Raw genomic sequence first — 19,957 nt, forward strand, 5'->3', positions numbered from 1 at the left:
AGTAGCGAAAACAGGGCCGGCGGGGAAAAATGATCACCACTAGTGACGGCCGCCGGAAATGCTGCGGAACTAAGTTTCAATGACGCCCTGATTGCCGAAGCTAAACGACGCCTATTGCATTTCCGATTCATCGGCCCCCACTCGGGCACAATGCCCCAACTGCTTCCTTATCCACCCAGCGTGAGGTGGACCCCGCCTCACCGCAGGGCGGCGCGCATCGCGGAACGGGGGGCGGCGATGCCGGTGAAGTGCTCGAACTGGCCGACCGCCTGGGCCAGCAGCAGGTCCAGCCCGGAGATCACCCGGCAGCCGGCGGCCAGCGCGCCCGCCGCCAGCGGGGTCGGCCACGGATCGTAGACAACGTCGAACAGCACCGTCTCCGGCCGCCAGTCGAAGTTGTCGGCGAGCGGGTCGGCGACGCCCTTCGGCACCGTGGAGATCACCAGGTCGGCGCGGGCGTGCGCGGGCGCGCCGTCCCACTCCGCGCCGGCCAGCGGCACCCCGACCGCCGCCGCCACCGGGCGCAGCTCGTCGATCGCCTCGGGCCGGCGGGCCACCACTGTCACCTCGGCGGCCCCGATCCGCGCCGCCGCCGCGATCGCCGCCCGGGCGGTGCCGCCGGCGCCGAGCACGGTCACCACCGCGCCGGTCACGCAGCCGGCGCCGGTGAGCACCTCGACCATGCCGGTCACGTCGGTGTTGTCCGCGTACCAGGTGCCGTCGGGCCGGCGTACCAGCGTGTTGGCGGCGCCGACCGCGGCGGCGACCGGCGAGACCTCGTCGGCCAGCGCGAGCGCCGCCTCCTTGCCGGGCATGGTCACCGACAGCCCGGCCCACTCCGGGCCGAGGCCCGCGACCAGGCCGGGCAGCTCGTCCGCGCCGGCCTCGATCGTCGTGTACGACCAGCCGGCCAACCCGGCCGCCGCGTACCCGGCGGAGTGGATCGCCGGGGAGAGCGAGTGGGCGATCGGCTTACCGACCACCGCCGCACGGTGTGGGGCGGCCATCAGATGATCCCGGCCTCCTTGGCCTTCTGCTCGTTGCGCCGCTGCTCCTCGTAGGTCTCGGCGAAGGCCGAGTGGCCCTCCTTGTCGATCGCCACGAAGAAGAGCCACTTGCCCGGCGGGGGAGCCATCGCCCCCTCCAGCGCCTGCTTGCCCGGGTTGTTGATCGGCGTGGGCACCAGCCCGCGCAGCTTGCGGTTGTACGGGTTCTTCGGGTTGTCCAGCTCGGCCGGCGTCATGTCCTTGGACGTCTTGGTCTTCTGGCCGGTCAGCTCCAGGTAGTAGTTGACCGTGACGTCCATCTCCAGGCAGTTGCAGGGGAACTCGCCGTAGACCCGGTTGTAGGCGACCCGGGCGACCTTGCCCAGGTCGTCCTTGTTGCCCGCCTCGGCCTGCGCCAGCGACGCGACGACCAACGCCTCGTACGGGCTGACCCCGCCGCGTTCCGCCTGCACCCGGTCGGCGAACTTCATGTCGCCGGTGACCGTGAGGAAGTTCTCCACCATCAGCTTGAGCACCGTCTCGGCGGTGGCCTTCGGCGGGATCTCGTAGGTGTCGGGGTAGAGGAAGCCCTCGATCGACGGCTTGATCTTCTTGCCGTCGGAGCGCTTGAACCACCAGTCCGGCACGCCCAGCGCCTCGGGGTCCTTCGCCGCGGTCTCGAAGTCCTTGACCGGGATGTCGGTCTTCTCGGAGAGCCGCTTGTACACCGTCTTCGCGGTCAGCCCCTCGGGGATGGTGAGCCCGTTGACGATCTTGTTCTTCAGGTCGAGCATGGCCGTGACCGCCGCGTCACCGCTCATCTGCTTGCGCAGCTTGTACGTGCCGGGCTGGATGTTCTTGCTGCGCGTGTTCTCCTCGGCGGCCTCGATGAACGCCTTGGTGCTCTTCACCACGTCGGCGGCCACCAGCGCGTCGGCCATGTCGGCGATCAACGCGCCCTGCTTGATCTCGACGATCGCCTCGCCGGAGCCGGACCCGTCGTAGTCGGGGGTGACGAAGTAGTTCTGGATGCGGTCGAAGCCGTAGTAGGCGCCCCCGCCGATGCCGCCGAGCAGGATCAGCGCGAGCGCGAGCGCGAGAAGGGTCTTGCCCGGGCCACCGCCGGACTTGCCCTGGCGGCGACGCACCGCGCCGCGCCGGTGCCGGCCCTTCTCCCCCCTCTCCTGCTCGTCGAACCCCAGATCAAGATCGTCGATCATCCGTCCGCCTCCGCTGTGCGTCCAACCAGCTCTGCAGAATCTCCACCGCGGCGGCCTGGTCGACCACCGCTCGTTGACGCTTTCCCCGGACGCCCCGCTCGGCCAGCCTACGACTTGCGACGACGGTCGACATCCTCTCGTCCGTCAGCGTCACCGGAATCGGCCTCATTACATCAGCCAAACGGGTGGCATATGCCGATACGTTCGCCGCCGCCGGACCGTGCTTTCCGGCGAGGTTGACCGGGAGGCCGACGACGATCCCGACCGCCTCGTACTCGGCCGCCAGCCGGACCAGCTCGGCCATGTCGGCCGGCACCGCGTCCGGTTCGGCGGTCAGGTCGCGCGCCAGCGTGACCAGCGGGGTGGCGAGGATGCCGTGCGGATCGGACCGGGACACCCCGACCCGGACCTGCCCGACGTCCACCCCAAGCCGGACACCACGGGACAACTCAACCATCTGCCGGGCACCTCCGGAGCCGGTACGGGCCAGGGCGGACCCGATGGTCCGCCCTGGCATCGATCGGTGCGTTCATGCCGCGTCGGCGATCGCCTTCTCCACGGTGCCCAGCAGGCTCGGCGCCTGCGTGGCGGGCAGGCCACCACCCTGGGCCAGGTCGTCGCTGCCGCCGCCCCGACCGGAGAACGCGGCCTTGACCAGATCCTTGGCGCTCAGCCCCCGCCCCCGGGCGGCGGCGTTGACGGCCACCACCAGGGACGCCTTCCCGTTCGCCCGGGCCGCCACCGCGACTACCGCCGGGCGGGCCGCGTCGATCCGGCCCCGGATCTCCTGCGCGAGGGTCCGCACGTCGTTGGCCGCCGCGCCCTCGGGCGCCTCGGTGCCCACGTACGCGACGCCGCGCACGTCCTTCGCCTGCGCCGCGAGCGCGCCCGCCCCGCCCAGCACGAGCTGGGCGCGGAGCTTCTCCAGCTCCTTCTCCGCGTCACGCAGCTGGGTGACGGTCTGCTCGACCCGGTCCGCGACCTGCTCACCCGGGACCCGGAACAGCTCGGCCAGCCGGGACACCAGCAGGTGCTCGCGGGCCAGGAAGCCGAACGCGTCCATGCCGACCAGCGCCTCGATCCGCCGCACGCCGGAGCCGACCGACGCCTCGGAGAGGATCTTGACCAGGCCGAGCTGGGCCGAGCGGGCCACATGCGTGCCGCCGCACAGCTCCCGGGCGTAGTCGCCGACCTCGACCACCCGGACCCGCTCGCCGTACTTCTCGCCGAACAACGCCATCGCGCCGATCCGGCGGGCCTCCTCCTGGCTGGTGACGAACGCGTGCACCTCCAGGTCGGCCAGGAGCACCTCGTTGACCTGCTGCTCCACGTCGTGCAGCACGCTCGGCGCCACCCCGGTCGGGGTGTTGAAGTCGAACCGCAGCCGGCCCGGCGCGTTCAGCGAACCCGCCTGGGTCGCCGACTCGCCGAGGAAGTTACGCATGGTCTGGTGCACCAGGTGCGTCGCGGTGTGCGAACGGGAGATGGCCCGCCGGCGGGAGGCGTCGATCTCCGCGTAGCCGGTCTCCCCGGCACGGACCTCGCCACGCACCACCCGGGCCCGGTGCACGATCAGGCCGGGCACCGGCTGCTGCACGTCGAAGACCTCGACCTGCCCGCCGCCGACCGTGATCAGGCCCTGGTCGGGCTGCTGCCCACCGCCCTCGGCGTAGAACGGGGTGGTGTCGAGCACCAGCTCGATCGTGTCCCCCTCGGCCGCGGCGGCCACCGAGGCGCCGCCGGCCAGCAGCGCGCGCACCCGGGACTCCCGGTTCAGCTCGGTGTAACCGGTGAACTCCACCGGCCCACCGCCGTCGAGCACCGACCGGTACGCCGACACGTCGGTGTGCCCGGTCTTGCGGGCCTGCGCGTCCGCCTTGGCACGGCTGCGCTGGTCGGCCATCAGCCGGCGGAACCCGTCGGCGTCCACCTGGAGGCCCTGTTCCGCCGCGATCTCCAGGGTCAGGTCGATCGGGAAACCGTACGTGTCGTGCAGCTGGAACGCCTTGTCACCGGAGAGCGCCGGCTTGCCGGCCGACTTCGTCTCCGCGATCGCGGTGTCCAGGATCGTGGTGCCGGCGCGCAGCGTGGCGAGGAACGCGTCCTCCTCGGCGTACGCGTACTGGGAGATCCGGCCGAACTCCTCGGCCAGCTCCGGGTACGACGGGGCCATGCAGTCCCGCGCCACCGGCAGCAGCTCCGGCAGCGCCCGGTCGGCGTAGCCCAGCAGCCGCACCGACCGGATGGCCCGGCGCATGATCCGGCGCAGCACGTAGCCGCGACCCTCGTTCGACGGGGTCACGCCGTCGCCGATCAGCATCAGCGCGGTGCGCACGTGGTCGGCGATCACCCGCAGCCGCACGTCGTCCGGGTGCGACTGGTTCGCCGCGTGCCCCGAGTGCGCGCCGTAACGCTTGCCGGTCAGCTCGGCCGCCCGGTCCAGGATCGGCTTGACCTCGTCGATCTCGTAGAGGTTGTCCACGCCCTGCAACAGCGAGGCCATCCGCTCCAGGCCCATGCCGGTGTCGATGTTCTTCGCCGGCAGGTCGCCGAGGATCGGGAAGTCCTCCTTGCCGACACCCGGACCGCGCTCGAACTGCATGAAGACGAGGTTCCAGAACTCCAGGTAGCGGTCCTCGTCGACCTCCGGACCACCCTCGCGGCCGTACTCCGGGCCACGGTCGTAGTAGAGCTCCGAGCACGGGCCGCACGGACCGGGGATGCCCATCGACCAGAAGTTGTCGGCCTTGCCGCGGCGCACGATCCGCTCGGCCGGCACGCCGGTGGCGCGCCAGATGTCGTACGCCTCGTCGTCGTCGAGGTAGACCGTCGCCCAGATCCGCTCCGGGTCCAGCCCGAAACCACCGGCCTCGACCGACTTGGTGGCCAGGTCCCAGGCGAGCGGGATCGCCCCGTCCTTGAAGTAGTCACCGAACGAGAAGTTGCCGTTCATCTGGAAGAACGTGCCGTGCCGGCTGGTCTTGCCGACCTCGTCGATGTCCGGCGTGCGGATGCACTTCTGCACACTGGCCGCCCGGTCGAACGGCGGGGACTGCTGCCCGAGGAAGTAGGGCACGAACTGCACCATGCCCGCGTTGATGAACAGCAGGTTCGGGTCGCTGATGGCGGGCAGCGGAGCGGACGGCACCACGGCGTGCCCGTTCGCCTCGAAGTGGGCGAGGAACCGCCGCTTGATCTCCGCCGTCTTCATCGCTGGTGCTCCTCCGGGAAAATCTGCCGGTCGCCGATCCGCGGGTCCTCCCGCAGCTCGGCGAACTCGTCGTCGTACGCCTCGCCGCGGGCGAAGGCCTCGTGGATCTCCTGCTCGCGCTCGGCCATCGAAACCCGGACGTCGTCCACGAAGGCGCGCACCGACTCGACCAGCCCACCGGCGGACTCGGACAGCCCGCTGGCGATGCCCGCCGGGGTGTACGCCTGCGCGGTCCGGGTGGCCTTACGCACCACCAGGACGCCCACGGCCAGCCCGATGCCCAGCCAGAACAACCGCCTCATGCTCTCATCCTTCCCGCGTACGCCGGTCGGGTCAGCGGTTGCCGCGCTTGGCGGCCCGACGCTGCTGCTTGATGGTGTCGCGCACCTCGCGCTCGGTCTCGGCGTGCCGGCGGGCGGAGGCGGCCTTGCGCACGCCGTAACCGAACGCGGCCACCTTCACCAGCGGGTTGGCCGCCGCCGCGGAGACCACGGTGGCCAGGTTCGCCACGTTCGCGGTGACGTTCTGCGCGTGGCTGGTCATGGTGTCCACCTTGGCGAGCTGGAGGTTCACCCCGTCCAGCGAGGTCTGCACCTGCTCCAGCGCCACGTTGACGTTCTTCACCGTGGTGTTCACGTCACCGAGCAGCGGCCCGGTGCGGTCGTTCAGGTCGCCGATCATGCGGGTCGTCGCGTCGACGGTGTGCCGCAGCCGCAGGATCGGCACCGCCAGCACGAGCACCAGCATCAGGAACGCACCGGCCGCGATCAGCGCAGCGATCTCTCCACCACTCACGCGCATGTCCTCCTCAAGCATTGTCCCGGGACCCGACGCCCCGGAACGCGCGACCGTACCTGCCCACGTCGCACCCCGCCGGCCCGGTGCTCACCGGGCGCGGGCGGGCGCGCCAGCCCCAGACCCTACCGTCCGTGAGGGACGTCGGCTCACGACGGTGAGGGGGTCGGCTCGCCGAGCGGGTCGTCGGTGAGGGTGGGGAACGGATCCTCACCGGTGAGTGACGGATCGGTGGTCGGTGTCGGGCCGGTGCGCTCGTCGTCGATCGCGTTGCGCACCTTCACCGACACCAACGAGCCGGTGCACGTCGCCGCTGCGGGCGCGGGCGGCGCGGACGGCGCCGGCTCCCCGTCCACCGGGGGCGGCGTGCAGGCGGGGTCGCGGACCCACAGGTCGAGCGTGAGTTCGTCCCGCCGCCAGCAGGTGTAGCTGCCCTCGACCTGCTCCTCCGGGCAGCGGTCGACCTTCCAGCGTCGCCACCCCTCCTTGGCCAGGGCCTGCTCGTAGACGGCCACGGTCTGCTTCCATCCCTGCTCGGACTCGACAGCGCGTTCCCGCAGCCGGCAGTCCTGGAGGCACCAGCGGCTGCCACTGACGTTGTCGACCGTCTTCGTCGCCGCCCAGGACGGCACGTCGAGCGCGTCGAGCGTGTCGAAGACCGGGTCGCGGCTGAGTGTCCGCATCCCGAAGTAGAGCGGGATCGCGCCCAACAGCACGAGACTGACCAGCGCGAGCAGGCCCATCCGCAGTCGGCGTCGTTCGCGCATCTGCCGACGCAGCTCGGAGCGGGCGCCACGCAGGCCACCGGCCTCCGTACCGTCCGCCCCGGGGCCGGCCGGTCGCGGCGCCGGCTCGTCGCCCACACCGGGCCGGGTCCCCACCATCTCCCCCGGCGGTACGACCGCTGCCGCCCGCGCCACCGCCGGCGCACCGGGGGCCCCGCCGACGGGCGCGGCGGCAGCCCGGACCGGCTCCGGGGTGGGCGGGACGGCCCGCCCGGCGGTCCGCTCGTCCGGCCCGGCCGGCCGGGCCACACCGGCGGCGGCGCGGGCCACCGTCGGCCCGCCGGACGGCCGTGGATCGGGCGCTCCCACCGGACGGGGCGCACCGCCCGGGAGGGCGTCGTCGGGATGGGCGGGACGCCCACCCCGGGCCGGCATGCCACCGGTGCGCTCCGGGTCGCCGTGCGGGCCGGGTCCGCCCGGACCCGTGGGCGGCACGCCGGCGCGAGCCGGACCGGCCACGGCACGGTCCCCGACCGCCGGCGGCACGCCGGGTCGGGCCGCGCCCCGGGCCGGGCCGGGCTGTTCGGGTCGGCCGGGCGGCACGGCCCGGCCGGGCTGCTCGGGTCGGCCGGGCGGCACGGCCCGGCCGGACGACTCCGGTCGGCCGGACGACTCCGGTCGGCCGGGCTGCTCCGGTCGGCCCGACGACACGGGCCGGCCGGGCGGCACGGCCACGGCACGGCCGGTCGGCGCGCGGTCCGGACCGCCGGCTGGTTCGTCGACCGGCGGGCCGGCCGGACGGCGGTCGGCCGGCCCGGCGGGGTCGGTGTGCGGCGTACGACCGGCCTGGCGCAGCCAGTCGGCGGGCCGCTCCGGGCGCTGCGGGCGTGGCTCACCCGCCTCGTCGGCCGCCGGGCGCGGCGCCCGGGCCGGTGGAGCGGCGGCACCGGCCACGCCGGGGGCGTCGGCTGTGGCCCGCCGGCCGCGAGCCGGGGCACGGCGGGAAGCGGGCGGGCCCGCCCCCTCCACCGGGCCGCCGGAGACGGGCGCGGTGGCACCGGGAAGGTCCGGGGCGTTCCCGCTGCGGGGTACGGCGGTCGGTCGGTCCGGCTCGGCGGCGGCCCGCCGGCCGGCACCCGGGACGGGTCGGGCGGCGGCGTCGACCGCACCCTCCGGCGAGCGGTGGCCACCGGCCGGCGGCGTCGCCTCGTGGCGGGATCGCCGTCCGGCACCGGGGGCCGGCGGCGCACCGGTCGGCTCCCCGTCGGGCCGGGCCCGGCGGCCCGCGCCGGAGACCGGCCGGATCGCACCCGACTCGTCGGGCGACACACGGCGACCGGTGGAGGCGGGCCGGGCCCCGGCGTCCACGCCCGCGGCGTGGGTGCCGGGCGTCCCGTCGCCGTGTCGGCCACGAGGGGTGGGTGGCGTCGCCGTCCGGGAGATGTCGTCGTCCTCGGGGGACGGCCAGGCCGGGCCCGGCCCGCCCGGCGTGCGGTCGGGCCCGGGTCGCCCGGCGGGTGGGCCGGCCGAGGGCGCGACCTGAGGACCGGCCGGCCGGCCGGCGACCGCCGGCTGCCCGCCGGTGGGGCCGTCCGTGCCGCGACGGTGCGGTGGGCCGTCCGGCCGGGGCGCCTCGGGCACGCCGGGCCAGGGACCCTCCACGGGACGGCGCGGGGCGGCCGGCTCGGGGCCGGCGGGACGGACCGGCGGTGCCGCGGGCCCGGAACCGGTCCCGTCGGGGCCACGCCGGGCGATCGGCGGACGGGGGCCGGGGCTGCCGGGGGGTGCCGCCGGACCGGGGCGGACGGCACCCGGCGGCAGGTCCGGTCCGGAGCGACCGGGAACCGGCGGCGCGGGGGCCGGACCACCGGGGCCCGGGGGCGCCGCCGCACCGGAGCGACCGGTCACCGGCGGCATCGTCGCGTCGGTTCGACCGGCTGCCCCGGCGCTGGTCGGATGGGGCCCGCCGGGCGCCTGCGGCGCACGGCCCGGTTGACCGGCGGGCGGCAGCGGGCCGGGGCGACCGGACGGCGGAGGCTGCGGACCGGGCCGGCCCGATGCCGGAGGCTGCGGACCGGGGCGGCCGGGCGTCGGGGGCTGTGGGCCGGGGCGACCGGGATCGGGAGCCGGCGCGGCAGCACGGCCGGGCGCCGGCGGCGGGGAGGCCGCCCGCCCGGCCGGAGCTGGCGGAACCGCCCGGCCGGGAGCGGGCGTGTGCGGGGCCGGACCGCCGGGCGCCGATGGCGCACCGGGGCCGGGGCCGCCGGGACCCGGCGGGGGCGCCGCGCCCGGGCGGGGTGGCCGATCCGGCTCGGCGACGCGGGCCGCCCCCGGTCGCGGACCGGGACCCGGGGGCGTCTCCCCCTCCGGACCGAGTTCGCCGCGCTGCTGCTTGGCGGTACGCAGGTCGTCGATCCAGCCGAACTCCTCGCCGGCGACCGCCTGGTCCGGCTCCGCCTCGGCGGACCGGCCGCGTCCCCACCGGCGGCCCTTGGCCTTCGGGTCGCGCCGCTCGTCAGGGCCGTCCGCCGGCCGGTCCGGACCACGCGCCATCACTGTTGACCCCCCTCGGTGGCGTCGCCGCCACCCTCACTCGCCCCGCCGACCTGATCGGTGCCGCCTGCCCGGACCCCGGTCGCGGCGGCCGGCGTGCCGGCCTCCCCCCGCGTGACCGGTGCGGGCAACCCGCGGACGATCCGACGCAGCACCGGCAGCCGGGTGGCCACCGCCCGCTCCGCGCCGTGCCCGCTGGGCCGGTAGTAGTCGGTCCCGACGAGGTCGTCCGGAGCGTACTGCTGGGTGACCACCCCCCGGTGGTCGTCGTGCGGGTACCGGTAGCCGGCTCCGTGGCCGAGCCCCCGCGCCCCCGAGTAGTGCGCGTCACGCAGCCCGCGCGGCACCGACCCGCCCCGCCCCGCGCGCACGTCGGCGACGGCGGCCCCGATGGCGGTGGTGGCCGAGTTCGACTTCGGGGCGGTGGCGAGGTGGATGACCGCCTGCGCGAGGTTGAGCTGGGCTTCGGGCAGGCCGACGTACTCCACGGCGTGCGCGGCGGCGGTGGCCACGGTCAGCGCGGTGGGATCGGCCATCCCGACGTCCTCGCTGGCGAAGATCACCATCCGGCGGGCGATGAACCGGGCGTCCTCGCCGGCCACCAGCATCCGGGCCAGCCAGTGCAGTGCCGCGTCCACGTCCGAACCCCGCATGCTCTTGATGAAGGCGCTTGTCACGTCGTAGTGCGCGTCGCCGTCCCGGTCGTAGCGCACGGCCGCCACGTCGACCGCCCGCTCGGCCACGGCGAGGTCGATCCGCCCGGCGCCGGTCGCGGTCGCGGTGGCCGCCGCCGCCTCCAGCGCGGTGAGCGCCTTGCGCACGTCGCCGCCGGCGAGCCGGACCAGATGGTCCTCGGCGTCCTCGGCCAGGACCAGCGTGCCGCCGAGCCCGCGCTCGTCGGCCACCGCGCGGCGCAGCAGCCCGCGCACCGCGTCGTCGTCCAGCGCCTGGAGGGTGAGCAGCACGCAGCGGGACAGCAACGGCGAGATGACCGAGAAGTACGGGTTCTCCGTGGTCGCCGCGAGCAGCGTGACAGTGCGGTCCTCGACGGCGGCGAGCAGCGAATCCTGCTGGGTCTTGCTGAACCGGTGCACCTCGTCGATGAAGAGCACGGTCGGTGGGCCGCCGGAGCGGCGTTGCCGCCGGGCGGTCTCGATGACGGCGCGGACGTCCTTTACACCGGCGGTCAGCGCGGACATCGCCACGAAGCGCCGGTCGGTGGCGCGCGCCACGAGATGGGCGATCGTGGTCTTGCCGCTGCCGGGCGGCCCCCACAGGATGACCGACATCGGCGCGGCGCCCTCGACCAGCTGGCGCAACGGCGCGCCGGGGGCGAGCAGATGGTCCTGACCGATCAGCTCGTCGAGGCCCGCCGGCCGCATCCGGACCGGCAACGGCGAATCCGCGCGGGTGTCGGTGAAACCGTCGACGCCGCCGGAGGCCGCGGGTGCGCCGGGCGCTCCGGCGGGCTCGCCGAGGGTGAAGAGGGCGTCGGATTCCATCACGGGAACAGTACCGGGCCGGGCCGACGGCGCCGGAATCGCGCCGCCGACCCGACCCGGGTGGGCTTTTCCGGTCAGCCGCGACCCGGACGCCGGCCCCGGTACCACCGGCCGCCCCCGCCACCGCGCGGCCCGGAGCCGACCCCGGCCAGGTAGAGCGAGAGCAGCAGGAAACCGATCAGCATCAGCGTCGAGGTGCTGAACAGATCGGGGGCGCCGAGGTCGGTGTTCATGAAGTCGAGAAGCAGCGCGAAGCCGAACACGATGGCCGCGAGAATGGCGAGCATGTCGTTCCTCCGGTGGGGGTTCCCAGTAGGTCGGCGACGGATGTACCCGATCGGTCTGTTCGTCAATCTCCAGGGTGGAGCCGGTCGGTGGCGAGCATCGCGTACCGCGCGGAGTCCCACCAGACGCCGCGGACGAACAGGTGGTCGCGGCTCACCCCCTCCGGCCGCAGGCCGGCCTTCTCCAGTACGCGGCGGGACGCGACGTTGTCGGGTCGGGTGGTCGCCTCCACCCGGTGCAGCCCCACCCGGTCGAACGCGAGGTCCAGCAGCAACCGGGTGATCCCGGTGCCGATCCCGGCGCCCCGGTACGCGGTCCGCACCGCGTAGCCGACCTCCCCGCGCCGGTGCGCCACCGACGTCACGGTCAGCACACCCAGGCCGAGCAGCCGGTCGCCGTCGACCGCCGCGAGCCGGTACTCCGGGCGCGGCTCCCCACCGGCCGTCTCCCGCCAGGCCGGCAGCGCGGCGCGTACCACCTCGGGGGTGGGCGGCTCGTCGTCCAGCACGCCGTCGCGCACGGTGGGCTCGGTCAGGAACTCGTGCAGGACGGGGGCGTCCGCGTCGGTCCACTCGCGCAGCACGCAACGCGAACCGGGCAGATGGACCGCCCGTACGGAGCGGATGGGGGTCATGGCTGGTCCTCTCGTAGGCTGGCGGCATGATCACGGTCGACGAGGTGCTGACCGGGCGGGAGGCGGTGCTCGCCGCGACCGGCCACCACCCGTACGCCCGGCACGCGCTGCGCCGCGACCAGGCCGTGTGGGGGTGGCGGCGCGACGGGGCGGTCGGGTGGCTGCTCCCGCCGGGCGAGTGGTCGGCCGGCGGCGCGGTCGGCGCGTCCGGCCCGGCGCTTGAGGTTCTCGCCGCCCAGCGGGCGGAGGGCACGCTCCGGGCCGGCCAGTCGGTGAACCTGTCCCGCGCCGCGCCGGACGCGGTGGTCGAGTGCCTGCCGGTGGCCCGGTTGAGCGACTGGGACTTCCTCTGGACCACCGAGCCGCCACCGCACCAACCGGAGCAGGATCGGGTGGTACGACTCACCGAGGCCGACCACACCGCGCTGACGGCGCTCGTCGACGAGGCCTATCCGAGCAGCACGTCCCGGCCGGGCGACCCGGGCGTCGTCGACTGGTACGGCATCCGGGACGGCGATCGCCTGATCGCCTGCGGCGCCGACCGCAGCCGGGGCGACATCGGCTTCCTGGCCGGGCTGACCGTGGCGCCCGGGCATCGCGGCCGGGGGCTGGGCGGGGCGCTGACCGCCGGGATGACGCGCGCCCTGTTCGCCCGGTACGACCACGTGGCGCTCGGGGTCTACACCGTCAACGTCGGCGCGATCCGGCTCTACCGCCGGCTCGGCTTCACCGGCGCCGCGCCGCGTACCACTGTCCACCTGGGCTGAGACCAGGCACGTCCGCGCGACCACTCGCCGGAGGCGCGGCGGTTGGTGGTGCGAACCGGTCGGCGACGTGGCGACGGCCCGGCGGACGGGGCGGGGTGGCGGCGCGACGGAGGTCGGCGGGTAGGCGCACGTGTGGCTACCAACCTGATGGCACAGATGGATCGGGCGACGGCCGCTCCCCCGGTGACCGACGTGAGTCGTTCGTGCCCTCAGGTTCGTAGCCCCCCGCGACCTCTCCGCCCCGCCTGCGGACGACATCCGTCACCCGACCCGGCCCACAGCCTCAGGCCCGGCCCCGGCAGCCGGTGTCGACACCGCAACGGCCACCGGCCCGGTCCCGGCGGGGCTTCCGTCGGGACCGGTCGCCGGGACGACCGGGCCCACCCCGGACGCCGCGACGCCGGACCGCGCGGCAGCTCGGCCGGCGCGCCAGGCCGGCAGGTAGAGCGGCGCGGCCACGGCCAGCATCACGGCGCCGACCAGCATCGCGACGCTGACGCTGGTGGCGTCCGCCAGCGCGGTCAGCACCACCGCGCCGAGCGCTCCGGCCGGCTGGGCCATCATCGAGTTCAGCGAGAGCACGCTGGTCCGGTACGGCCCGTCGACCTGCCGGTGCAGCAGCCCCATGTGCAGCGGGTTCGACGCGCCGTGCACGGTGTAGCAGGCCAGGTAGGCGATCAGCACGCCGACCGGACCGGCGAGCAGTCCCATGCCGACCACTGTCACGCCCTGGAGCACCCGCAGCAGCGCGGCGGCCGGCGCGGCGCCGAGGCGACGCAGCAGGACCGGGGTGAGCGCGGCACCGGCCGCGTTGGCCAGCCAGGCGGCCGAGCCGGCGGGGCCGAGCAGCGCCGCCGCCCGGTCGGCGCCACCGACCACCTCGGACAGCCGGATCGGCAGCAGCGACTCGAACGTGACCATGCCGAAGCCCCAGAACAACTCGACCGAGACCAGGGCCAGCAGTACCCGGTTGCGACGCAGCAGGCCGACGGCCTGGCCGACCATCCGGGGCGCCTGCGCCACCGAGGCCCGCAGCGTGGTCGGGCCGGACGCGGGGCGCTGCTCCCTCATCAGCGTCAGCAGCGCGACGATCGAGACGGCCTGGAGCACGGCGGCGACCAGCACCGGCCCGGTCAGCGCGCTGATCGGCCCGATCGGGCCGAGCGCGACCAGGCCGCCGCCAAGCAGCGCACCGGCGCCGATGGCGACGCCGATGACGGTGCCGGCCCAGCCGAGGCCGCGTTCGTATTCGGCGTCCGGGTCGGCGGCCAGCGTGGCGTCGACGTACCAGGATTCCAGCGGGCCGCTGTCGAGCGCCCGGTAGACGCCCTGCAACGCCCAGACCAGGAAGAACATCCAGAACGAGTCGGCCACCGCCATCAGTGACAGCGAGGCCAGCCCGACCAGCCAGGCGGCCAGCAGCACCGGCTTGCGGCCGAGCGCGTCGGCGAACCCGCCGGTGGGCAGTTCCAGCGCCAGCACCACCAGGCCCTGCGCGGTGGCGACCAGGCCGATCTGGGACAGCGACAGCCCACGCTCCTGCATCAGCAGGATCATGACGGTCATGAGCAGGCCGCTGGGCAGCCAACGCAGGCCGTACAACGTGAGGTAGCGGAACCGGACCTGGCGTACGGACAGGGCGCTCACGGCTTCTCCCCGGTGGGCGGCAGGACCGGGCTCAGCGGGAAGGCGGCGAGGTAGAGCTGCACCAGCTCGCCGTCGGGGTCGGCGGGATCGGTCTCGTCCCGGTGCCGTTCGAAGACCGCGAACACCTCCGCCTTGATCGCTTCGAGGCGGGCGGCCGGGATGCGCATGAAGAAGTCGCCCATGCCGAACGCGTCGCGCCAGGCCGGCGACCACTCGTGTCGCCGGGCGGCCCACCGTTCGGCGTGCTCGGTGAAGAAGCGGATGTAGTCCGCCTCGATCCACTCGATGGCGGCGCGGGCGTCCGGGTCGTCGTCGTAGTCGCTCGCCTCCCACTGGGTGACGTCGTGCGCGGCCCGCCAGAACCGCTGCCGCCCGGTGCCCCGCTCCGGGTCCTCGACCACCATGCCCACCTCGGCGAGCTGACGCAGGTGGTAACTGGTCGCGCCGGTGTTGGTGCCGAGCAGCTCGGCCAGCCGGGTGGCGGTGGCCGGCCCGTTCACCCGCAGCGCGCCGACCAGGCGCATCCGCAGCGGGTGGGCCAGCACGCGCACCTGCTGGTGGTCCAGCCGGACCCGCCGGGGCTCGCGCCGGTTCTGTTCGCTCTCCATGGATGCACAATATCTGTGCACACTTTTTGTGCACAATACCTATGCAAAGAAAGTGTGCAAGTGGCGGCGCGATCAGGCGAACAGCTCGGCGACGCCGCGCAGGCGGGTCCGGAGCAGGCCGGTGGCACGGGCGGAGTCGAGGCGTACCTCGATCGGGCGGTGCAGACCGGCGGCGGTCGTGGTGGTGGTCCGCAGCCGCCTTGGCCGCCCCGTACGGATACACCGGCGTGGGCGGCTCGTCATCGGCGTACTCCACCCCGCACCCCCGTCGTGCTGATCATGAGGTTGGCGGTACGACACGTCGCACGCCGCCCCGCCAACCTCATGATCGACAGCTCACGCCGGGCAGCCGCCGGGAGGCGGGGATCAGGTGGGGTCGGCGACCGGAGCGGCGGGGCCGGCGGTGCCGGCGTGCGGCGCGGCGGGTGCCTTCGGCTTGGCGTCGATGCCGGCCTCGGTGCGCTGCTGCCCGGTGATCGGCGTCGGCGCGCCGGTCAGCGGGTCGAAGCCACCGCGGGTCTTCGGGAACGCGATCACCTCACGGATCGAGTCCGCGCCGGCCAGCAGCATGCAGACCCGGTCCCAGCCGAACGCGATGCCGCCGTGCGGCGGGGCGCCGTACTTGAACGCCTCCAACAGGAAGCCGAACTTGTCCTGCGCCTCCTCGGCGGTGATGCCGAGCAGGTCGAACACCCGCTGCTGCACGTCGCCGCGGTGGATACGGATCGAGCCGCCGCCGATCTCGTTGCCGTTGCAGACGATGTCGTACGCGTAGGCCAGCGCGCGGTCCGGCGCCTCCTCGAAGCGGTCCATCCACTCCGCGTTCGGCGAGGTGAACGGGTGGTGCACGGCGGTCCAGCCGCCGTCGTCCGTCTTCTCGAACATCGGCGCGTCGACCACCCAGCAGAACGCCCAGGCGCTCTCGTCGACCAGCTTGGCCCGCTTGGCGATCTCGATGCGGGCCGCGCCGAGCAGCTCCTGCGCCTCCCGGGCGTCCGTGGCCGCGGCGAAGAAGACGGCGTCACCGGGCTTCGCGCCGACCGCGTCGGCCAGGCCGGACAGGTGCGCCTCGGACAGGTTCTTCGCCACCGGCCCGCGCGCCTCGCCGGTCTCCGCGTCCAGCACCACGTACGCCAGGCCGCGCGCGCCGCGCGCCTTGGCCCAGTCCTGCCAGCCGTCCAGCTCCTTGCGGGTCTGGCTCGCGCCGCCCGGCATGACCACCGCGCCGACGTAGCCGCCCGCGTCGATCGCGCCGGCGAACACCCGGAACTCGGTGCCGCGCAGGTAGTCGGTCAGCTCGGTCAGCTCGACGCCGTAGCGCAGGTCCGGCTTGTCGGAACCGTAGCGGGCCATCGCGTCGTGCCAGGTGATCCGCGGGATCGGCCGGGCGATCTCGTGACCGGCGAGCTCCGACCAGAGCTTCGCCACGATCGCCTCACCGAGGTCGATCACGTCGTCCTCGGTGACGAACGACATCTCGATGTCGAGCTGGGTGAACTCCGGCTGCCGGTCGGCGCGGAAGTCCTCGTCCCGGTAGCAGCGGGCGATCTGGTAGTACCGCTCCATGCCGCCTACCATGAGCAGTTGCTTGAACAACTGCGGCGACTGCGGCAGCGCGTACCAGCTCCCCGGCTGGAGGCGCACCGGGACCAGGAAGTCGCGGGCGCCCTCCGGGGTGGAGCGGGTCAGCGTCGGCGTCTCGATCTCCAGGAAGTCCCGCTCGTGCAGCACGGTGCGGGCGAGCTGGTTGGCCTTCGAGCGCAGCCGCATCGCCTTCGCCGGGCCGCCCCGGCGCAGGTCGAGGTAGCGGTACTTGAGCCGGATGTCGTCGCCGGCCTCGACCTGGTCGTCCACCGGCAGCGGCAGCGGCGCGGCCTCGGAGAGCACCTCCAGCGCGGTCGCGGTCACCTCGACCTCGCCGGTCGGCAGGTCCGGGTTCTCGTTGCCCTCGGGGCGGCGGGTCACCTCGCCGACGACCTTGACGCAGAACTCGTTGCGCAGCGCGTGCGCGTCCTCCTCGCGGAAGACCACCTGCACGACGCCGGAGGCGTCGCGCAGGTCGACGAAGATGACACCGCCGTGGTCGCGCCGGCGGGCCACCCACCCGGCGAGCGTCACCGTCGAGCCGGCGTCCGCGGCGCGCAGGCTTCCGGCATTGTGGGTACGGATCACGGCTGGCGACTCCTCATCTGGTCCACGACTGCTCCGGAGCATTCTGTCAGGGCGGGCCGGCCGACGCCCCGGCACCCGCCCGGTCACTCCGGCCCGGCCGGGAGCAGGTGGCTGACCCGCACCTCGTCCTCGGCCAGCGCCCGGGCCCGTTCCTCGGCCGCCCGGTCCGCCCCGGTCAGCCGGCCGCCGTGCTGGCGCAGGTGCTCCTCCCAGGTCGGCACCTGATAGACCTCGACGTAGCCGTGGGCCCGCTCCCCGGCCCGGAACAGCCCCCAGCGCATCGCGCCGGTACGGCGGCGGGACCGGCCGACCGCGCGCATCGCCTCGACGAACTCGGCCTGCCGTTCGGGGCGGACCGTGTACGAGACGGTGACCAGCACCGGGCCGCCGCGCGCCGGCGGCTCCAGCGTCAGGTGCGGCTCGGGCCAGTACACGGCCGGGTCACGGTCCACGCCCCGGGTCTCCCGCAGCGGCCAGAGCAGCACGCTCAGCGCGCCGACCGCCATCGCCGCGGCGGCCACGGTGAGCGCGCCGACCAGGCCGGTGAGCTCACCGAGCGCGCCCCAGGCGACCGCGCCGAGCGCCTGACCGCCGGCGAACACCATCTGGTAGACCGACAGGCCGCGGGCGCGTACCCAGCCGGGCAGGAAGAGCTGCATGGCGGCGTTGACGCTGGACATCACCGTCATCCAGGCCAGCCCGGCGGGCACCAGCGCGACCACCGCCACCGCCGGTACGGGCACCAGCGCGAGCGCCGCCAGCACCAGCGCGTACAGCAAGCCGGCCAGGAGCAGCAGGTGGTTGCCGGAGAGCACCCGGCGTACCCGGGGCAGGACCAACGCGCCGGCCACCGCACCGACGCCGAGCGCGCCGAGCAGCACGCCGTACCCGCCCGCGCCGAGGCCAAGCCGGCGGCTGGCGACCAGCGGCAGCAGCGCCCACAACGCGCTACCGGGCACCACGAACAGGGCGGCGCGCAGCAGGATCCGGCGGACCACCGGGGAGTGCCGCACGTACCGGCCGCCGGCGCGCAGCGCCGCGGTGAACCGCTCCGGCGCGGCGTCCGACTCCCGACGTTCCGGGCGCCAACGCGCCAGCGCCACCGCGAAGATCACGAACGAGGCGGCGTTGACCGCGAAGACCACCGCCACGCCGGCCTGGGCCACCAGCACACCGGCCACCGCCGGTCCGACCGAGCGGGCCAGGTTGACGCTTATCGAGCCGAGCGCCGAGGCGGAGACGAGCTGCGCGCGCGGCACCAGCTCGGGGATCACCGCCTGCCAGGCGGGCAACGTGAGCGCCTGCCCGACGCCGAGAGCGAAGGTGAGCGTGAGCAGCAGCGCCGGCGGCATCCGGCCGGCTGCGGTCAGCACGGTGAGCAGCACACCGACGGCGGCCAGGAAGCACTGCACGGCGATCAGCAGCCGCCGCCTGTCGAACGTGTCGGCGAGCGCGCCGGCCGGCAGCGCCAGCATCAGCACCGGCAGCATGCTGGCGGTCTGCACCAGCGCGACCAGCGTCGCGGCGCCGGGCTGATCGACCAGCAGCCACTGCGCGCCGACGGTCTGCATCCAGGTGCCGATGTTGCTGGCCAGCACCGCCAGCCAGAGACTGCGGAACGCGGCCGACCGCAGCGGCGCCCAGGGGGACGGCTGCCGGTCGGTCACGTCGGTCACGTCGGTCGGGGAGGCGCTCACCGGCCGATACCTACCCGGTCCGGCAGCCGGCACTCCCACCACGTCGGTCGGACCGGTACGCACGGAACGGGCCGCCGGTCGCCCGGCGGCCCGTTCGCGGGGTACGGATCAGAAGACGCTCACGCCGTAGACGCTGAGCGGCTCGGTGACCGGCTGGAAGTAGGTGGTGCCACCGGAGGAGCAGTTGCCGCTGCCGCCGGAGGTGAGGCCGAGCGCGGTGCTGCCGGCGAAGAGCGAACCGCCGCTGTCGCCACCCTCGGCGCAGACGTTGGTGCGGATCAGGCCGGAGACGCTGCCCTCGGCGTAGTTGACCGTCGCGTTGGTGGCGGAGACGCTACCGCTGCGCAGGCCGGTGGTGCTGCCGGAACGCTTGACGGCCTGGCCCACGTACGCGTTGCCGGCCGTGGTGATGTCCTGGTAGCTACCGTTGTAGAGGTAGACGTTGCCGGCCGCGTTGGCCGAGTTGCTGTGCCGGACGATGCCGTAGTCGTTGCCCGGGAAGCTGGTGCCGGTCCGGGTGCCGAGGACGCTGGTCTGGCCGGAGTTCGAGTACCAGGTCGAGCCCAGGTTGGTGCAGTGCCCGGCGGTCAGGAAGTAGTAGGTCGAGCCGCTGCGCACGTTGAAGCCGAGCGAGCAGCGGTAGCCGCCGGTGTAGATGGCCTGGCCGCCGGAGATCCGGGTGGTCAGCGTGCCGGCCTCGGCCTCGATGCGGACCGCGCCACCGGTACGGGCGGCGGCGGCCTTGACCCGCTCCAGCTTGGCGCCGGTGACGGTGCTGTCGACGGAGACGACGACCTGGTTGGTCGCGGCGTCGGTCCACCAGGCGGTGCCCGGGATCTTGGCGGAACGCTCCAGCTCGCTGGTGGCGGCCTTGAGCTGGTTCGCGCCGCGGGTGACGAGCTTCGGCACGGCGCCGGCGGCGTGCACCTGGCGGGCGGCGGCGGCGTCGGTCACGGTGACGACCATCTTGCCGCTGGCGTCGGCGTACGTGCCGGCGGCGCGGTCGCCGAGCTTGGCGACGAGGGAGGCGGCGGCGTCGGGCGAGGCGGGCGAGGGGGCGGCCTGAGCGGGTGCGCCGAGCAGGGAACCGGTGACCAGGGTACCGGCCACGGCGACGGCGGCGGCACGACGGAGCGTGGACCTCGTGGGTCGCAT

The 19,957-nt window shown here is 74.5% G+C and carries 17 protein-coding genes; 1 reads left to right on the plus strand and 16 read right to left on the minus strand.

The window, feature by feature from the left end:
• Window positions 1-197: 197 nt before the first annotated feature.
• The 10 genes from VKK44_RS17460 to VKK44_RS17505 form a co-directional block, all read right to left on the minus strand.
• On the minus strand, window positions 198-1,007 hold the full coding sequence (locus VKK44_RS17460; protein ID WP_343442160.1) for a shikimate dehydrogenase: 810 nt from the start codon (window positions 1,005-1,007) through the stop codon (window positions 198-200).
• Window positions 1,007-2,206 carry an endolytic transglycosylase MltG gene (mltG, locus tag VKK44_RS17465; protein WP_343442161.1) on the minus strand — a complete coding sequence of 400 codons (1,200 nt, stop codon included), beginning with the start codon at window positions 2,204-2,206 and terminating at the stop codon, window positions 1,007-1,009. The genes VKK44_RS17460 and mltG overlap by 1 nt, the downstream gene beginning before the upstream one ends.
• A complete protein-coding gene (ruvX, locus tag VKK44_RS17470; protein WP_343442162.1) occupies window positions 2,190-2,663 on the minus strand; it encodes a Holliday junction resolvase RuvX in 474 nt (157 codons plus the stop codon). The genes mltG and ruvX overlap by 17 nt, the downstream gene beginning before the upstream one ends.
• Before the next feature lie 72 nt (window positions 2,664-2,735).
• Window positions 2,736-5,417 (minus strand): alanine--tRNA ligase, encoded by a 2,682-nt coding sequence (gene alaS, locus VKK44_RS17475; protein WP_343442163.1) that lies wholly within the window; start codon window positions 5,415-5,417, stop codon window positions 2,736-2,738.
• On the minus strand, window positions 5,414-5,719 hold the full coding sequence (locus VKK44_RS17480) for a hypothetical protein (protein WP_343442164.1): 306 nt from the start codon (window positions 5,717-5,719) through the stop codon (window positions 5,414-5,416). The genes alaS and VKK44_RS17480 overlap by 4 nt, the downstream gene beginning before the upstream one ends.
• 31 nt (window positions 5,720-5,750) lie before the next feature.
• Complete coding sequence (locus tag VKK44_RS17485) at window positions 5,751-6,212, minus strand: DUF948 domain-containing protein (protein WP_343442165.1); 462 nt, start codon at window positions 6,210-6,212, stop codon at window positions 5,751-5,753.
• A gap of 149 nt (window positions 6,213-6,361) precedes the next feature.
• Window positions 6,362-7,096, minus strand: a complete 735-nt coding sequence (locus VKK44_RS17490; protein ID WP_458351678.1) for a hypothetical protein — start codon at window positions 7,094-7,096, stop codon at window positions 6,362-6,364.
• A 2,393-nt stretch (window positions 7,097-9,489) separates the two neighbouring features.
• Entirely contained in the window at window positions 9,490-10,992 is a 1,503-nt protein-coding gene (locus tag VKK44_RS17495; protein ID WP_343442166.1) for a replication-associated recombination protein A, read from the minus strand.
• Between the two features lie 74 nt (window positions 10,993-11,066).
• Window positions 11,067-11,279: a hypothetical protein gene (locus VKK44_RS17500; protein ID WP_018785054.1), complete on the minus strand. Its 213-nt coding sequence runs from the start codon at window positions 11,277-11,279 to the stop codon at window positions 11,067-11,069.
• A 62-nt stretch (window positions 11,280-11,341) separates the two neighbouring features.
• Window positions 11,342-11,911 (minus strand): GNAT family N-acetyltransferase, encoded by a 570-nt coding sequence (locus VKK44_RS17505; RefSeq protein ID WP_343442167.1) that lies wholly within the window; start codon window positions 11,909-11,911, stop codon window positions 11,342-11,344.
• Window positions 11,912-11,937: 26 nt separating this feature from the next.
• Between VKK44_RS17505 and VKK44_RS17510 the strand changes: the two genes are divergently transcribed.
• Window positions 11,938-12,678, plus strand: a complete 741-nt coding sequence (locus VKK44_RS17510) for a GNAT family N-acetyltransferase (protein ID WP_343442168.1) — start codon at window positions 11,938-11,940, stop codon at window positions 12,676-12,678.
• Window positions 12,679-12,939: 261 nt separating this feature from the next.
• Here the strand turns inward: VKK44_RS17510 and VKK44_RS17515 are convergent, their stop codons facing one another.
• The 6 genes from VKK44_RS17515 to VKK44_RS17540 form a co-directional block, all read right to left on the minus strand.
• Entirely contained in the window at window positions 12,940-14,325 is a 1,386-nt protein-coding gene (locus tag VKK44_RS17515; RefSeq protein WP_343442169.1) for an MFS transporter, read from the minus strand.
• Entirely contained in the window at window positions 14,322-14,933 is a 612-nt protein-coding gene (locus VKK44_RS17520; RefSeq protein ID WP_343442170.1) for a helix-turn-helix domain-containing protein, read from the minus strand. The genes VKK44_RS17515 and VKK44_RS17520 overlap by 4 nt, the downstream gene beginning before the upstream one ends.
• Window positions 14,934-15,005: 72 nt before the next feature.
• Window positions 15,006-15,176: a hypothetical protein gene (locus tag VKK44_RS17525; protein ID WP_343442171.1), complete on the minus strand. Its 171-nt coding sequence runs from the start codon at window positions 15,174-15,176 to the stop codon at window positions 15,006-15,008.
• A gap of 123 nt (window positions 15,177-15,299) precedes the next feature.
• The gene (gene aspS, locus VKK44_RS17530; protein ID WP_343442172.1) at window positions 15,300-17,105 is read right to left on the minus strand and encodes an aspartate--tRNA ligase; all 1,806 of its coding nucleotides are present in this window, start codon (window positions 17,103-17,105) and stop codon (window positions 15,300-15,302) included.
• Between the two features lie 83 nt (window positions 17,106-17,188).
• Complete coding sequence (locus VKK44_RS17535; RefSeq protein WP_343442173.1) at window positions 17,189-18,802, minus strand: MFS transporter; 1,614 nt, start codon at window positions 18,800-18,802, stop codon at window positions 17,189-17,191.
• A gap of 108 nt (window positions 18,803-18,910) precedes the next feature.
• Entirely contained in the window at window positions 18,911-19,957 is a 1,047-nt protein-coding gene (locus VKK44_RS17540) for a S1 family peptidase (protein ID WP_343442174.1), read from the minus strand.

The organism is Micromonospora sp. DSM 45708 (genome assembly GCF_039566955.1).
Lineage (GTDB): Bacteria > Actinomycetota > Actinomycetes > Mycobacteriales > Micromonosporaceae > Micromonospora.

Bases quoted from the DNA above. Each gene is read 5' to 3' on its own strand.
- VKK44_RS17460 (WP_343442160.1), bottom strand. From the start codon at position 1,007: ATGGCCGCCCCACACCGTGCGGCGGTGGTCGGTAAGCCGATCGCCCAC.
- mltG (WP_343442161.1), bottom strand. From the start codon at position 2,206: ATGATCGACGATCTTGATCTGGGGTTCGACGAGCAGGAGAGGGGGGAG.
- ruvX (WP_343442162.1), bottom strand. From the start codon at position 2,663: ATGGTTGAGTTGTCCCGTGGTGTCCGGCTTGGGGTGGACGTCGGGCAG.
- alaS (WP_343442163.1), bottom strand. From the start codon at position 5,417: ATGAAGACGGCGGAGATCAAGCGGCGGTTCCTCGCCCACTTCGAGGCG.
- VKK44_RS17480 (WP_343442164.1), bottom strand. From the start codon at position 5,719: ATGAGGCGGTTGTTCTGGCTGGGCATCGGGCTGGCCGTGGGCGTCCTG.
- VKK44_RS17490 (WP_458351678.1), bottom strand. From the start codon at position 7,096: ATGGTGGGGACCCGGCCCGGTGTGGGCGACGAGCCGGCGCCGCGACCG.
- VKK44_RS17495 (WP_343442166.1), bottom strand. From the start codon at position 10,992: ATGGAATCCGACGCCCTCTTCACCCTCGGCGAGCCCGCCGGAGCGCCC.
- VKK44_RS17500 (WP_018785054.1), bottom strand. From the start codon at position 11,279: ATGCTCGCCATTCTCGCGGCCATCGTGTTCGGCTTCGCGCTGCTTCTC.
- VKK44_RS17505 (WP_343442167.1), bottom strand. From the start codon at position 11,911: ATGACCCCCATCCGCTCCGTACGGGCGGTCCATCTGCCCGGTTCGCGT.
- VKK44_RS17510 (WP_343442168.1), top strand. From the start codon at position 11,938: ATGATCACGGTCGACGAGGTGCTGACCGGGCGGGAGGCGGTGCTCGCC.
- VKK44_RS17520 (WP_343442170.1), bottom strand. From the start codon at position 14,933: ATGGAGAGCGAACAGAACCGGCGCGAGCCCCGGCGGGTCCGGCTGGAC.
- VKK44_RS17525 (WP_343442171.1), bottom strand. From the start codon at position 15,176: ATGACGAGCCGCCCACGCCGGTGTATCCGTACGGGGCGGCCAAGGCGG.
- VKK44_RS17540 (WP_343442174.1), bottom strand. From the start codon at position 19,957: ATGCGACCCACGAGGTCCACGCTCCGTCGTGCCGCCGCCGTCGCCGTG.